This is a genomic window from Halovivax limisalsi (assembly GCF_023093535.1).
Taxonomy (GTDB): domain Archaea; phylum Halobacteriota; class Halobacteria; order Halobacteriales; family Natrialbaceae; genus Halovivax; species Halovivax limisalsi.
Genome location: NZ_CP095757.1, coordinates 738,704 through 753,693 on the forward strand (window position 1 = coordinate 738,704; position 14,990 = coordinate 753,693).

Annotated in this window: 12 protein-coding genes and 1 pseudogene; 5 read left to right on the plus strand and 8 right to left on the minus strand. The window is 56.4% G+C overall.

Translation table 11 applies throughout. From position 1 onward, the window contains the following. Nucleotide 1 precedes the first annotated feature (1 nt). Entirely contained in the window at nt 2–1,075 is a 1,074-nt protein-coding gene (locus tag MXA07_RS03220; RefSeq protein ID WP_247730611.1) for a glucose-1-phosphate thymidylyltransferase, read from the plus strand. Between the two features lie 2 nt (nt 1,076–1,077). Further along, nucleotides 1,078–1,257, plus strand: a complete 180-nt coding sequence (locus MXA07_RS18260; RefSeq protein WP_425492193.1) for a hypothetical protein — start codon at nt 1,078–1,080, stop codon at nt 1,255–1,257. An 8-nt stretch (nt 1,258–1,265) separates the two neighbouring features. Here the strand turns inward: MXA07_RS18260 and rfbD are convergent, their stop codons facing one another. Further along, nucleotides 1,266–2,159, minus strand: coding sequence for a dTDP-4-dehydrorhamnose reductase (gene rfbD / locus MXA07_RS03225; protein WP_247730612.1), 894 nt, complete (start codon nt 2,157–2,159; stop codon nt 1,266–1,268). A gap of 52 nt (nt 2,160–2,211) precedes the next feature. On the opposite strand from rfbD, the gene rfbB reads away from it, so the two are divergent. Next, on the plus strand, nt 2,212–3,144 hold the full coding sequence (gene rfbB / locus MXA07_RS03230) for a dTDP-glucose 4,6-dehydratase (protein WP_247730613.1): 933 nt from the start codon (nt 2,212–2,214) through the stop codon (nt 3,142–3,144). A 536-nt stretch (nt 3,145–3,680) separates the two neighbouring features. On the opposite strand, the pseudogene MXA07_RS03235 reads toward rfbB, so the two are convergent. The 3 genes and pseudogenes from MXA07_RS03235 to MXA07_RS03245 all read right to left on the minus strand — a co-directional run. Then, nucleotides 3,681–4,096, minus strand: a pseudogene (locus tag MXA07_RS03235) (IS5/IS1182 family transposase); the annotation flags it as partial. A 173-nt stretch (nt 4,097–4,269) separates the two neighbouring features. Continuing rightward, a complete protein-coding gene (locus MXA07_RS03240) occupies nt 4,270–5,052 on the minus strand; it encodes an FkbM family methyltransferase (protein WP_247730614.1) in 783 nt (260 codons plus the stop codon). Nucleotides 5,053–5,234: 182 nt separating this feature from the next. Further along, on the minus strand, nt 5,235–6,650 hold the full coding sequence (locus MXA07_RS03245) for a hypothetical protein (RefSeq protein ID WP_247730615.1): 1,416 nt from the start codon (nt 6,648–6,650) through the stop codon (nt 5,235–5,237). A gap of 384 nt (nt 6,651–7,034) precedes the next feature. On the opposite strand from MXA07_RS03245, the gene MXA07_RS03250 reads away from it, so the two are divergent. Next, complete coding sequence (locus MXA07_RS03250; RefSeq protein ID WP_247730616.1) at nt 7,035–8,840, plus strand: ABC transporter ATP-binding protein; 1,806 nt, start codon at nt 7,035–7,037, stop codon at nt 8,838–8,840. Nucleotides 8,841–9,098: 258 nt separating this feature from the next. Here the strand turns inward: MXA07_RS03250 and MXA07_RS03255 are convergent, their stop codons facing one another. The 4 genes from MXA07_RS03255 to MXA07_RS03270 form a co-directional block, all read right to left on the minus strand. Further along, nucleotides 9,099–10,163: an N-acetylneuraminate synthase family protein gene (locus tag MXA07_RS03255; protein ID WP_247730617.1), complete on the minus strand. Its 1,065-nt coding sequence runs from the start codon at nt 10,161–10,163 to the stop codon at nt 9,099–9,101. After that, entirely contained in the window at nt 10,124–10,810 is a 687-nt protein-coding gene (locus MXA07_RS03260; protein ID WP_247730618.1) for an acylneuraminate cytidylyltransferase family protein, read from the minus strand. Before MXA07_RS03260 ends, MXA07_RS03255 begins: the two co-directional genes overlap by 40 nt. Next, complete coding sequence (neuC, locus tag MXA07_RS03265; RefSeq protein WP_247730619.1) at nt 10,803–12,002, minus strand: UDP-N-acetylglucosamine 2-epimerase; 1,200 nt, start codon at nt 12,000–12,002, stop codon at nt 10,803–10,805. The genes MXA07_RS03260 and neuC overlap by 8 nt, the downstream gene beginning before the upstream one ends. 321 nt (nt 12,003–12,323) lie before the next feature. Further along, nucleotides 12,324–13,463: an N-acetyl sugar amidotransferase gene (locus tag MXA07_RS03270; protein ID WP_282102536.1), complete on the minus strand. Its 1,140-nt coding sequence runs from the start codon at nt 13,461–13,463 to the stop codon at nt 12,324–12,326. Between the two features lie 359 nt (nt 13,464–13,822). Between MXA07_RS03270 and MXA07_RS03275 the strand changes: the two genes are divergently transcribed. Next, nucleotides 13,823–14,938: a sulfatase-like hydrolase/transferase gene (locus tag MXA07_RS03275; protein ID WP_247730621.1), complete on the plus strand. Its 1,116-nt coding sequence runs from the start codon at nt 13,823–13,825 to the stop codon at nt 14,936–14,938. Nucleotides 14,939–14,990: the final 52 nt, after the last annotated feature.

The following is a 14,990-nucleotide window of genomic DNA, read 5'->3' on the forward strand; positions in this document are numbered from 1 at the left end:
AATGAAAGGTGTTCTTCTCTCGGGCGGAACCGGTTCTCGACTACGGCCAATAACACATACGGGACCGAAACAGCTTGTCCCGGTAGCGAACAAACCCGTCCTCGAATACGCGATCGAAGACCTCAAGGACGCCGGGATCACGGAAATTGGCGTTATTCTGGGACACAAGGGCCGCGACGAGATTCAGGAACTCCTCGGTGATGGATCTTCGTACGGTGTCGACATTACGTACATCGTTCAAGGTAATCCACTCGGTCTCGCCCACGCCGCCGGGTGCGCCAAAGATTTCGTCGGTGACGATGACTTCGTGATGTATCTCGGCGATAACATCCTCAAATCCGGAATTACCGATCTCGTCCACAGTTTCGAGGCCGGCGACTACGGCGCCGGGATTGCACTGCAGGAAGTCGAAGATCCCCAGGCGTTCGGTATCGCGGACGTCGATAACGCCGGAAACGTCACCGAACTGATCGAAAAACCCGATGACCCACCGACGAACTTGGCCCTCATCGGAATGTATGTCTTCTCTCCTATTGTATTCGATGCGATCGAAGGTATCGAACCCTCGTGGCGCGGCGAGCTCGAGATAACTGATGCCATCCAGTCGCTGCTTGATGATGGACAGGACATCGACTCACAAGTGGTTCATGGGTGGTGGAAGGACACCGGGCGGCCCGAAGATATTCTCGAAGCCAACCGACTTGTCCTTGAGGATATGCAACTAAATCGGGATGGTCAGGTTGCATCAGATGCGACTGTGGAAGGGAGGGTTGATCTAGACGAAACGGCTACCATCGAGGCCGATGCAGTCGTCCGCGGGCCCGTTTCTATCGCGGAAGGGACCGTTATCGGATCGGGGACGTACGTTGGCCCGTATACGTCAATAGGACCAAACTCGACGCTCGAAGGGATTCACATCGAAAACAGCGTCGTAATTGGCGAATCCACCATTCAGACGAGCGGCCAGATCGTCGACAGCCTTCTTGGTCGCGGCGCGGATATCGGTAGTGCCGACGAGGACCTTCCCCGAGGCCGTCGTCTCGTTGTTGGTGAAAATTCCCAACTCAAATTGTAACAATGCGAATAATTACGCACACCTGTCCAACGTGTGGCACCATTGTTTCGGCAAACGAGCTGGAATCGAACCGGGTCATGAAATGTCCCGGTCTGCAATGCGACGATGTCCTCAAATTCACGGATCTCCCTCCGGAGGACCGTGCATTTTTCCTCGAGAACATCGAACAGTACGAACTCTGATCGCGGCCTCAGACTGCGAGTTTTTCTCCGATGTTCTGGAGGTCCTCCGTGAGTGTCGGTTGAGGACGTCCAAGTTCCGTCTCGACGGCGCCCACGTCCAGACAGGTATACGCCGGCCGATCCGCGTCTCGGGTCACAGCCGATCGTGTGCTCTTGGCGACCAACTCCTCTCCTTTTCCCTGCAGTCCTGCGATCTCTTTTCCGAACTCGTATGGTGTTACGCATGATCGACAGGCAATGTGATAGGTACCGGTGGCTCCCTGTTCGAGAAGATCTAGAACCGTTGTTACGGCTTGTCCTGCCCTGGTTGGTGTGAGGTGTTGGTCGACGAATAGTGGAACCTTCTCTTCCGCCTGTAACGTATTGCGGACCCATGCAGGGAAGCCGATGAGTTCGTTTGTATCGCCTCGTACACCGTAGACGAACGAAAGCCGCGTCACTAGGGTGTCCCTGCTGGCGGAACGAACGGCTTTTTCGCCCTCCAGTTTCGATTCACCGTAGACCTGTATTGGGGATGGTGTCACCGTTTCGTCGTATGGCTCAGTTGTGTTGCCGTCGAAGACGTAGTCCGTCGAGATGTGAACGAATTGAACGTCGCGTTTCACACACGCTGTGGCGAGTTCTCCCGGCGCATCGCCATTTACTTCGAAGGCCCTTTCCCGACGAGACTCGCATTCATCGACATCAGTTAGGGCGGCGCAGTTTACGACGGTATCTGGGCGATGTTCGTCCAGGAGTGATTGAAAGGCGGCGGTGTTACGAATATCGTGGTTTTCGAGTTGGATATCGAACGCTGGAGCAGTCGAATGGTACGTTCCAGCCACGTCGATGGATCGTTCCAGACAGTGGCGTACGAGCGAACTTCCGAGCAACCCGCCTGCGCCGAGAACGAGGAGCGTCATGTGGCTATTCCTGTCCCGTAAGTGTAAATATGTGCAGGACCGGTGCTACTATATGCGCATTCTCGTTACTGGCGGTGCTGGCTTTATCGGGTCAAATTACGTTCATTACACACTTGAGAACAGTGATAGTGAGGTAATCACGCTCGATGCGCTCACGTACGCAGGTTCGCGTGACAACCTCGATGGGGTTCTCGACCACCCCCGCCACGAGTTTGTTGAAGGAAGCGTTTGCGACCGTGAACTCGTGACAGACCTCATCTCCGACGCTGATGCTGTTGTCAATTTTGCTGCCGAGTCACACGTTGACCGATCCATCGAAGGCGCAGAATCGTTCGTTGAAACAAATATCGAGGGCACGCAAGCGCTCCTTGAGGCCTCCATCGACGCGGATATCGAACGCTTCCTTCAAATCTCCACCGACGAAGTATATGGACAAATTCTTGACGGTGCTTTTAGCGAAGAGGCTCGGCTAAACCCACGAAACCCATACGCTGCTACGAAGGCGAGTGCCGATTTACTCGCTACGAGTTATGCAACTACCCACGACCTCCCGGTTCTTATTACGAGGACCTGTAACAACTTTGGCCCGCGGCAGCACTCGGAGAAACTCATCCCAAAATTCATTCAGAACGCGTCGTTGGGGAAGGAATTACCAGTATACGGCGATGGATCAAATATCCGAGAGTGGATTTTCGTTCAGGACAACTGTCGAGCGATAGACTTAGTCCTCCGTAAGGGCACCCCTGGGGAGGTATACAACATCGGAACCGGAATAGAATTAACTACTATCGAAGTCGCTGAGAAGATTCTGGATCGAGTAGGGGGATCAACAGATCAGATTACCTTTATACGGGACCGGCCAGGACATGATCAACGATATGCAGTAGACTCAAACAAGATCGAGAGCCTTGGATGGGAACCACGCTGGTCGTTCAAAGAAGGCCTTGAGCGAACCGTAGCATACTATGTGGATAACGGAATTTGATAGCCGATTAAGTACTTACAACCCCTTCATTGGTAAGTTCGATGACTATAGCGGGCGTTGGTAGTCATCTATACCCCAGCTCTTCTAACCGTCGTTCCGCCGCCGTCGATACCGAATCGAAGGTCGATGCGTCCGTAGACCGCTCGACGAACTCCCTCGCCAGCGTCCGCAATTCATCCTTTCGACCGTCTGTGAGCGCCCCTCCGTCAGCTCGTCCCCGCCGCGATAGAACTCTTCTAACACCGGACCCTGGCGTAATTGCGCCGGTGATGGCCATTCGTGATCATTTTACTCGCAGGGACCCGGTGAATCGCCATACAGCGTCGGGTTCTGGTGGTTCAATGCAGCTGTGAGAGCGTCAATTCTCTTCATTACTGCCGGTATTCTCGACGCTCCCAGGCACTTTCGCTCCGGCATGGTGCTTCGAGCGACGTAATTCTACGCAGTAAGGAGCCGCCGTCTTGGATTCATCAGAGCCCTGTACAGTGGATTACGATGATAGATTACGAATCAGTTTCGACGAGAGCGGTCGGTTAGAGTGTCCGAACACGATAAGTTGTCCGTCGACAGTAGTGTTTGATTGTGTTTTCGCGGTCGAAAAATGTCGCTTCCATCGTAGCGTGACCAGATGGCTCGTGCAGTTTCGCCTGTCGGCGCGACTGCCCTCGCCAGACCGCCATCTTGATCCTCCTATCGCCGTCACTAGCGTCAAGTAACCCGGGAAATCGGCCTTTTCAAGGACGTCTTCGCCAATATTTGTTGCATCTCGCTCAGAAGATCGGACGCTTCCCGAAAGGATTTCTCCAAGTAAATCGGGAGACAATGACGCGATCCGACGGCGCAGTCGACGAATTCCCTTGCCACCCTGGAGGGCGGTGGATTCGCCTCGGCCGCCAACAGCACATTTTGCCAACGTCACGACCTTCCCAGTGAACTGGGAAATTTTGGACACGAATCATCCGCCGGTTCCCGGTTCAACTTCCTAGGCCTGGCGGATCAAGTCAGCGCTGTCTTGCGATTCACAAGCGCCCATACATTGGAATCCTTCCAACGGAATTTCTCACGTTGGCGCGGTTGCTTCGCTTTGACAGCGTACAATACTGATCGATACGAGCCCACCGGATTTCAATATGTCGCAGTGAGGATATAAACACCGTTTTCTTCGACTACAACTTCACTGTTTTCAATAGTGTACCCGAGCGTAGATAATTCGTCCCGAACAGCTGCTTCGGGAGCCCCTCGATGACCGTGGGTTTCGACGACGAGCGTGTCCGGCCGTATCTTCAAATTCCGTAAAATCTCGACCTCGGCGCCTTCACAATCGAGTTCGAGTAGATCACATTCGGGAAGATCTTCCGCGGACAAGTTCCTCGCAGCACCCGTGCCCCCCTCGTTCGGTAACCCGCCACCCGGGTTGATGGCTGGACCGACGATGGCGTGATGGACGGTACATTGATCGGCGACTCCGTCGAACGCAGCGGTCTGTTCGATGACGTTAACGCGATAATCGATGGCCTCGTACGTGGTCACAGTCCCTGCCTTCTCGATTTTTCGAGCGGCGACGACTGAGGTTATCCCGTATCCTCCGCCGACGATCACGACGTCATCTCCCGGATTCAGACGCGTACGGAGGGCGTCCACGAGCGGCTTTTCGTACGAGGGTCTATCCGACGACGAGGGTACTGAAATAGGAACGATCGAATCGAACGTGTGCGGTCGGTGCTTTTCTGCACAGACAGTGACACCGTTGTAGGTGGGATACTCGCCTGCTGGAAGCAGTGGGCGAAGATAATCGTTGTAGGCGGCTCGGATAGTTGATGCGATTGTCAATTCATATCCTTCGGACACGACGTGAGCAAGTCCGTGTTCTCGGTACGCGTCAATAGCTCTAGTAGCAAGCCCTACCATGTTCGGAGTGGGGTTTCGATATTCAAAAACCCTCCTCTAGGCTCAGTGTAGTGAATTAGAAATATCGGACGTTATATAATGTATCTTAATAAAATCTACCATCTGAATTATAGGGGAAGCTCCCCCTCTCTAAGCAACCACACAGACTTTTCGAGCAGCAGGGACCCTCTCCGGTGGCACCACTAGTTACGATGATAACAGGTAGCGCTGGTTCTCAGGTTCTCGATCGTCGTTGCCATCGACTCGACGGCGTCCGGCGCGAAGATGTGCGAGGTTCGAACGGATCCCGATCGGCGACCGATCCGATCGACCAGTGTCTCGGCGCTCGAAACCCGTTCCGCCACGCCGTCCGTGACCAACGCGTCGAGTGCATCGGCTCCGGGGCACTCGTAGATGAACGTCTCTAAATCGAACGCGAGCCCCTCGTAGATCGCCGTCGAACCGACCCCGATCTGTGCGCTCGATTGCGCGAACAGTTCGTACAGCGGCGGCGCCGAACTGTCGACCACGTCGAACGGTGCGTCGACGAGCCACGGATAGTCCGTTTGCCACCGGTCGTACTCACCCGGATGTAGTTTGTAGACGATTTCGAAGTCACGGTCGGGGTGCTCGGCGACCGCCAGTGCGAACTTCGATAGCTGCTCACCGATCGTCCCCTGTGAAATGAACAGGAGTTGCTTCTTGGACGCAACGTCGTCGTATCGTTCTTTCCGCAATTCCAAGTACGGATACCCTACGGGTAGTATCCGTTCGTCAGGAAGCGGAACGTCGGCGGCATCGTTCCAGAACGCCCCGAATGTGAGGAGGTAATCGGGGAAGGCCCGTTTGGTTCGCGGCGCAGGAAAGTGATAGCCGTAGTGGTGCTCGGTAATGACGCCGTGCTGGAGTTCGGCCACCGGTACGTCGCGTTCGTGAGCGGCCTCGATGACGATCTCGTTGTCGTAACTCACCGCGAGGACGAGCAATTCGGGATCGATCCGCTCGATGATACGCTTATACGGCCCGAGGCGGATCGCCCGTTTGTGTAGTTCCTCGACGGCGATGGCTTCGAGATCGACGGACGCATCGAACTGTTGCTCGATTGCAGCCTGCGTCTCGCGTAACGTCCTCGAAATGACCGGCGAAAGCGACGGTCGACGCACCCCTAGATGCCGGAGAACTTCGCCACCGTACTTCGGCAGATCCATGTATCGAATCCGCGGAGTCGGGACGGGCACCGAATGATCGAGCTGATAGGCGAACTCCAGGTGGAGATATTCCGCCTCGAGCGCGTCGTGGATCGGATCCGTATAGAGGTCCCACCACAGCCCGTCCTCGAGCTGTTTTCTTCGCGGGTGTCCGACGAAGACGACGTCGGAGCGATCGCCGAGAAACGGGTTCTTCACGGCGATGTTTTTCGATGCGAGCCATAGGGCCTTGAGATAGGCTCGACTTCCCGCTTGAACCTGCGTGTGCGCCTCGCCGATTCCAGCCTGTTGTCGAATCTCGGTTGCGACCTTCCTTCGCATCCGTTCCCAGATCCGGACCCCGTCGGCTTCGAGTCCGTAGAGGTCATGTTCGACCTCGAGTTCGAGAAACCGCTCGTGGTCGAAAGCCATTGCTCGTAGTCCCTCGTTGGATAGCGGAGGTATAACGCTGTCTATCGGTAATCGAGAGCCGTGGACCGGGCGAACTGCACCACTGGCGGGCTGCGATGGCACGTACGTCGCTCCCTACCGGGACTCTGTTTCGAGGGAGCCAATCGGTTCCCCTGTACCCCGTTCTGCAACCCGCTCCCCGGGCGGACGTTCCTTCAGGTTCCGAAACCGATGCGATGGACAGTCAGGTTCGTCGCTTGGAGGTCGGACGCCATCGATTGTAGACGGTCGGACCGAACGGTCGTTTCGTGGATACTCTTCGTCCGGACGCTCGAATCTGATCGCGTCAGTCCGTTCGATGAAGTTAAATCGCTGTGGCAGTGAGAGCACTACTGTTCCCTCTCCATGACGTCTGCCGATCTCGAATCGATCTCTCGACGCGCCAAACTGCAGGCGATGCTCGACGTCGCCCGTTTCGATCCCAAGTTATCGATACTCATCGTCTCGTTCGGCCTCGTTGCGGCGATTCTCGAGGGTATCGGTCTGAGTTTCATCCTCCCCATCATCGAGATCGTTCAGGTCGACGATCCAACGGCCGAAGCGGACGGGCTCATGGGCGTCTTCGTCGCCGTATATGACGTGTTGGACGTCCGACTCACCCTTGGAACCGCAGTCGTCGGCGTCGCCATAGTGATGACCGTACGGTACACCATGAGTTTCGTCGTGGCGTGGTTTCGTGAGATCCTTCGGACGTACTACATTCGTGACTTACAATTGCGAGCGTTCGATAACGCACTCGACGCGAAGGTCGCGTACTTCGACGAGGCCGGCTCGGACGACGTGCTGAATGCGATCGTCACGCAGACGAACTATGCCGGTAACGTCATCCAGCATTCGATCTGGTTTCTCGAAACGGCCTTCCTTTCGATGGTGTATCTCACTATCGCCCTGTTCATCGCTCCGGAGTTAACGCTATTTGCTGCAGGGGTCCTCGGGTTTCTTACCGTCTTTCTTCGTCGTGTCGTCGAACCGGGCTACGAAATCGGCGATCGCGTCGCCGAGGCGAACGAACGACGGCAAGAAGCGGCGCAGGCTGGAACGCAGGGCATCCGTGACGTGCGTATTTTCGGCCTTGCGGACGAGTTGCGATCGGACTTCGTCGAGGCCATCGATATGTTCACGACGTCCCGCATCGCACTCCGACGGAACGAAGCTGCAATCAACAACTTCTACAACCTCGGCGTTGCCGTCTCGGTATTCGTTCTCATCTATCTGGCTCTCACCTTCGCGGACCTGACGATCGGTGCCCTCGGCGTGTTTCTCTTCGCGATGTTTCAACTCGGCCCCAAGGTGAGCGAGTTGAACAAATTGCTATACAAAGTGGAAAACAACCTCCCCCACCTGATACGCACCCAGCGGTTTATCGACGAACTCGAAGCGGAGAAGGAGTCGACTGGCGGCGACACCGCGGCTCCATCCGTCATCGATATCGTCGAGTTCGACGACGTCCACTTTTCGTACGACGGAAACGAGAAAGTCCTCTCGGGAATCGATTTCGAGGTCGAACGGGGCGAGTTCGTCGCATTCGTCGGCCAATCGGGTGCTGGCAAATCGACGATCGTCTCCCTCCTGACTCGATTGTACGAACTCGACGAGGGAGAGATTCGAGCGAACGGTATCCCGATTTCGGACATGCACATCGACGAGTGGCGAGACCGAATTGCCGTCGTTCGACAGGACCCGTTCATTTTCAACGATACGCTCGAGTACAATCTCACTATCGGCAACCGTGAGGTTACACGGGCCGATCTCGATCGGGTGTGTACCATCTCGAAGGTCGACGAGTTCTTCGGCGACCTGCCGGACGGCTACGACACCATGTTGGGTGACGATGGCGTTCGTCTCTCCGGCGGGCAAAAACAGCGCGTCGCACTGGCCCGGGCGTTGCTTCAGGACGCCGAGCTGTTGGTTCTGGACGAAGCGACGAGCGATCTCGATTCGAATCTGGAAAAGGAAGTACAACGCGCGATCGAGGCGATGGATCGCGAGTACGCGATGATCGCCATCGCCCATCGGCTATCGACGGTCGAGAACGCGGATAGAATCTATACTGTCGACGACGGCGAGATAATCGAGACCGGGACGCACGACGAGCTAATTCGATTGGACGGCCAGTACGCAGATCTATACGCCATTCAGTCGAGCGGGTAGGTGCGGACCTGGCCACGGGCGTCCGTCGCACTCCGCGTTTCAGCGACCGGATCGGTTCTCCCGAGATATCGTTCGGCGCTTCGAAACGCGATTCGACGGGCCGACACCGTCCATCGGTTCCTTCGAAGGGCTCCGGGTGTGCTCGCGTTGCGGTCGTATCGTTCGAGGTCTTCGCCGGCAGTAGCATTCGTCCGAACCACGCGTCGGCCGACGTGAATGCGACCACAGTGCCGAATCGTCTCCCGTTTTCGGGACCGATCAATCCGTCTCCCGGTCGATCTGGTCGTCGGCGATCAGTTCTCCAGCGCGGATACGTTCGGCTGCCTTCTCGTCCAACACAGTGAAATACTCCCGCGCCGGTATCCCGGTTCCAGGCCGCTTCGTCGTTAGGTTCTCCTTCGAAAACGATTCTCCAGGCTCGATGTCTCGAGATGCGACGATACTGTGTTCCGCCCAGGACTTCACGGCTGCTTCTTCACCCTGCAATCCGTCCTTTTGCCCGGACGTCTCGTGGTACAACCTGGCGAACGAACTGAGGTCCTCGAACGTGTCGGGTTCGACCGAGACGGATTGGTCCGGACCGGGCAGCCGGCGGTCGATGGTGAAGTGTTTCTCGACCATCGCAGCCCCGTTTCCGATCGCGACTTTTGCGGCTTCGGCCCCCGTCGAATGATCCGAAAATCCGATCGGAACGGACGCCAGTTCCCGGAGTCGGTCGATGGTTCCGAAGTCGAAATCGGCAGCGGTTGTCGGGTACTCGGAAACGCAATAAAAGAGCGCAAAGTCGGCTGCCACGTCGTCGATGAACGCACAGGCCTCGGCGATCTCTTCCTCGGTGTGCATACCGGTCGAAACGAGCAACGGTTTGCCCGTCTCTCCGGCCCGCGCCAGTAGTTCTCGGTTGGACAGTTCACCCGACCCGATCTTGATCGCTGGCACGTCGATGGCCTCCAGGATCTCCACTGCCTCGACCGAAAACGGCGTCGAAAGGAACGCGACTCCGTTTTCGGAAGCGTGCGACTGGAGTTCCTCGTGATCCTCCACCGACCACTCACACTCGCGTACGGTTTCGTAGACCTCACCTGCCCCCACTTCGTTCATCGCCGATTCGACCATCTCGGCGTCCGCGATGTGGGTCTGGAACTTTACCGCATCGGCCCCCGCCTCCGCGGCGACTTCGATAAATCGTTTGGCCAGACGACGGTCCGTCCACGCGTTGATACCGACTTCCGCGATGAGGTACGGTTTCGCTCCCGCTCCGATCGTCGAACTGCCGATTTCGATCATCGGTTCCACCTCGTCATCACCTGTTCTGCCAGCCATAAATCGAACGGCGTATCGATGTCGATGGATGTGATTTCGTCCATCTCGTAGATGGCCGTCGTGCCGGTGAGTATCTCTTCCGTTTCCCAGTACGCGTCGACGGCCGTGATATAGATGCCGCCGTTACAGACCCACTCGGGCTCTCGATCCTGTCGTCGCTTGCTCGCATCGGTGTAATTTCGTCGTATCGCCCCCTGTTCGGTCTTCTTCCAGCGGGTTTCTGTCGTCGGATAGGCCGAAAATAGCGAGTCGACGTCCCGGTTCCTGTAGTGAGAATACGCGTCGTCGACGTCGGCAGCCGTCCGGAGGGGCGAGGTCGGTTGTAACAGCACGAAATCGTCGTACGTTTCGCCCGCCTCGGCGAGCGTTTCGAGCGCATGTGCGATCACCGGACTCGTCGGCGCTTCGTCGGTTGCCAGGGTCGGCGGTCGCATAAACGGAACCCGTGCACCGTATTCTTCTGCGGTGTCTGCTATTTCTTCGTCGTCCGTCGAAACGATAACCGTATCGACGGAGTTCGCCGCGGTTCCTGCACGAATCGAGTGGGCGATCAATGGCCGTCCGGCGAGTTCTCTGACGTTCTTCCTCGGGATGCCCTTCGAACCGCCTCTGGCCGGAACAATACCGACGACCGATCGCTCACTCATGGTTCAGCAGCTCCCCCTCGGTCACGCCGTCGAGCGCAGTCGTCGTCATCGGCCCTTTCAGGGAAATATCTAGATTCGGGATGAGCGTTGCTATCTGGTCCGCTGCAGTTCCGTCTCCGTAGAGGTCCGACTTCGGATATCGGCCGTGACGCAACTGCGTCTCGATGGCGGTGACGATCTCGTCACGGTCGCATTCGACGTCGATCACGTTCTGGCCCCGTTCGCGTGCGTGCTGGCGGTCACCGATATTGACGGTCGGGACGCCAAAGAACGAGCATTCACGGATCCCGACGCTCGAATTCCCGACCATGCAGGACGAATTCCGGACCACCGTCAAATAGTCGTGCGGGTCGAGATTGATGAAGAACCGGACCTGCTTCGATCCGTTCTGCTCGCGAAACTCCCTGATCGCCTTCGAGACCTGATCGGTTCCTGCGTCCATGTTGGGCCAGAACCAGAACGCCTGTACGTCGAGAGCGGCGTACGCATCGAGGACGGTCCGTGCCTTTTCGTAATTCGTTTCGTATTCGGTCGGGAGGGGATGGTACTGGACGACGATATATTCGTCCGAGACGTCGACGGTGGATCCGACTCCGCCGTACTCCTGCTGTGGGTCGTAATTCGTCCTCCCGTCGGCTTCTATCTGCTGGCAGATGTCTATCGATGGACACCCGGTTCTGTAGATTCGGTCCGCTGGTTCGCCGAGCTCGTCGACGATCCGTTCGGCTCGGCCCGTCGACACACAGTGATAATCTGCGAGTTTCGTGGTAGCGTGGCGAACTTTATCGTCGATCGATCCGGTTAGTTCTCCGCCCTCGAGATGAATAACGGGGACGTTGAGATAGGATGCTGCGAGCGTCGATGCCATGGTCTCGTAGCGATCACCCGTCATCAGGACCACGTCTGGATCGATTTCGTCGAGGGCAGTGGCAAACTCGACGAGTCCAATCCCGGTCGTTTTTGCCTGTGTCACGGGTTCGTCCCCCTCAATCAACGTGTGGATCTTCTTCTCGATCTCGAGATCGTCGCTTTCTATCGTTTCGGTCAGGTTACCGAACCGATGGACGAGCGTCCCGCCCGTGATAACCAGGCGAAGATCGATCTCCGGTGACTCTTGCAGTGCAGTGAGCACGGTCTTGATACGGGCGTATTGAGATCTCGTCGAGATAATGGACACGACGCTCGTTGCCATGCGTTTCGTTGAAGACCCGCGGTCCGAAGTAGCTTGTCCTTCTCTCCTTGCTCATACTGCGCGCTGTACGCCTAACACATCGACCTGGGGTCGCGGTGGCTGGACGCCGCAATTCCCCCGGCAGCTCGCAGAGACGCGACTGTCATCGCGGCATGAAACCAGTTCTCCGTCTCGGCCCCCGTTTCGATCGGCACCCGCTCCGCCGACCGTGGTGAGTGTTCGAGACGGCACGGGGCCGGCAGCCGGTCCGAGGAGCTACTCAGTCTATAACGGGGGTCTGACCGATCGATCGGTTAGTGATTCGGCTTTCGAGCGGGTCCGTCAATCGAAGTTTTCGAAATCGTTCTCGGGTTTGGGTATCGGGCCGCTCAAAAACGAGCCCTCGAACAGTTCGTCATTTTTGTGCTCTTCGACGATCTCCCAGAACTCCCGGTCCGTGTATCCAGCAAATTCGAGAAAGTCATCGAGAATCGTCTGATCGAGTTTGTGGTCGTTCGCTTCGATCAACGCTCGCGCCTCGGAACGTGAGAGGTCGAAGTGGTCGCTCCGTCGCCAGTAGCCCACCACGTCAGTCGTTCGGCCGAATCCGAGTTTAACGTATTTCAGGAAGTAGTTGATCAGGTACCCAATGGTATCGATCTGATCGAAGTCGTCGATGTACCCCGCTCTATCCCACTCGCCTGATAAGTCTCTGAACCCGTACCGCTTGGCGAGTTGGTAGTTATCGTATCCGTCCCACGGCTGGAAGTAACTCAGGAAAACGGGTTCGAGCTGCGAGGATTCGATCTCGTCGATCGACGGGTACTCGATCATATTGAGCTCTTCCGCTGAGAGCCCGTAGTCGAGCCAGTACTCCATTTCTACGGGTTCCGCAACGTTGTTCTCGACCATGCTCATGGCGCTGTATGGTTCTTCGTCCGCTTCGAGAACACCGCCGTACTCCCAGCTGACATTCTCTCCATAGATGATAAATGGAATATCGAAATTTATTGCCATCTGTAGGGGAACGCATTGTATCGCCCGTTCCGTTGCCCAGATGGGGTATCCCAGTTCCCCCTCGAACGCCGCGCGGGTCATCTTTCGTTCCGTCTCTATCCCCATCTCCACCGTGATGAGATCACAGTTGAACTGCTCTCTCAGGTTACGGATGTTGTGCTCTCCCGCCGCCGTGCGGCTGTAACTATCCTTCACGGCAACTAGGAGGGGGTTCATTTCCAGTTCCTCGGCCATCACGTGCGTTTGGTAGTAACTATCCTTCCCACCACTCACGGGGATAATACAATCGTACTGGCCGTCTTTGCGCCGGTATTTCTCGGCCAGCGCTTCTAATTGGTTGAACCTATCATCATAATCAACTCCAGATCGATCTGCCGCTCGTCGACAGGCCGGACACACACCGTCTTCGTCCAGTTCCACGCCCGGCTTGGACTCCGCCATCAGACATTCGTGACACCGACGCATACCCCCGAGTGTTACTATGGGCTTATATATCTATTCGTTAATTTGGCGCCGACTTACGATTCCCACCTATGATTCCTCACAAACCAATTTTAATATGCTAAAAATCACATCAATATAAGTATAACCCGGGGGAAAGTTTACCTCTCCATAACTGCGGTTACACCTCGTCTGCTCAGAGTCATCGCGTATTTCACGCTCACCTTTCTCCACCGGTCACGCTGCACCCGTCGTGCCGAGGTTGTCGGTAATCCCCTTCTACGCAGTTTCACCGCCGGCAATCGTGGCCCGCCTCCGGGTTCGTCCGACTCGCGTTCGTAGAATACGAATGTATATGCCACTGGAAGCGACACAGAGGGACGATGGGTCGAAACGTCGGTACGCTCCTTAAGCGAGGCCTTCGCAACCCCCGAGAGGTTCCCCCCTACCTTCTCCGCCGACTCTCCGAATCGGTATTAGGCGGTTACGGTCATCTGTACAAATGGTTGCATCGCCCCCCGGCACAGGAACGCCGGATTCACGATTTCATATCGGACCACGATGAATTCGTTCTAATCGTGCTCGACGCATGTAGATTCGATTATTTCGAGCGTCAGGTGTCGGACTACCTCGAGGGAACGATCGAACGAACGTGGAGTCCAGGCAGTCTCACTCCTCAGTGGGGGCCGAACGTATGGACGGACCAGTACTCGCTTACATACGTGAGTTCGAATCCCATTATCGGTGACTTCGAGTACTCACCGCGGAACAGCGATTTCGGGTATTCGACGTACTGTGCAGCCGACCACGTGGAGCGGTTCGTCGATGTCTACAATTTTGCGTGGGATCCGGACGCACGTACCGTATTGCCCGAGGACGTAACGAACGTCGCACTGGAGGAAGCCGCCAGACCGGAGCCGACCAGACTCGTCGTTCACTACATGCAACCCCACCTCCCGTTCGTCGGCGAGAACGAATTTTCCGATTACGTATTGGAGTACCAGGAGTCGACGGTCGATGGATCGTATTCTCCCGAGGAAAAGGCCACGTTTATGACGGAAAACGATTCTATCACGCTCGAAGAGAAACTACACTACGACATCACTTGGGGGGAAGAACTCGAGTACGACCTCACCGTTGCCGATTCCAATCAGCGGGGATACCAAGCGCTTCTCAGAAGCGGGATCAAGGATGAGGCCGCCCTCAGGGACGGCTATCGTGGTAACCTCGACGCGGCATTAGCAGCCGTTCGGACGTTAGTCCAGCGCGTGGATTGTCCGGTCGTCGTTACTGCAGACCACGGGGAGCTGCTCGGTGAGTTCGGTCTCTGGGACCATCCGGAGATCCCACACCCCCACCTTCGAGTCGTCCCCTGGTACGAGGTCGACGCCGCGATGTGTGGAACGAAACCCAACACGCACTCACCTGTAGAGCGCGATGCAGAGCGCTCAACGTCGGAGGCCACCGAAAACCGTCTCCGAGATCTCGGATATTTATAGCTTCTGAGAGCCGCTTATTCGCTCTCGATCGAATACCGCGGTAGTAATTGAT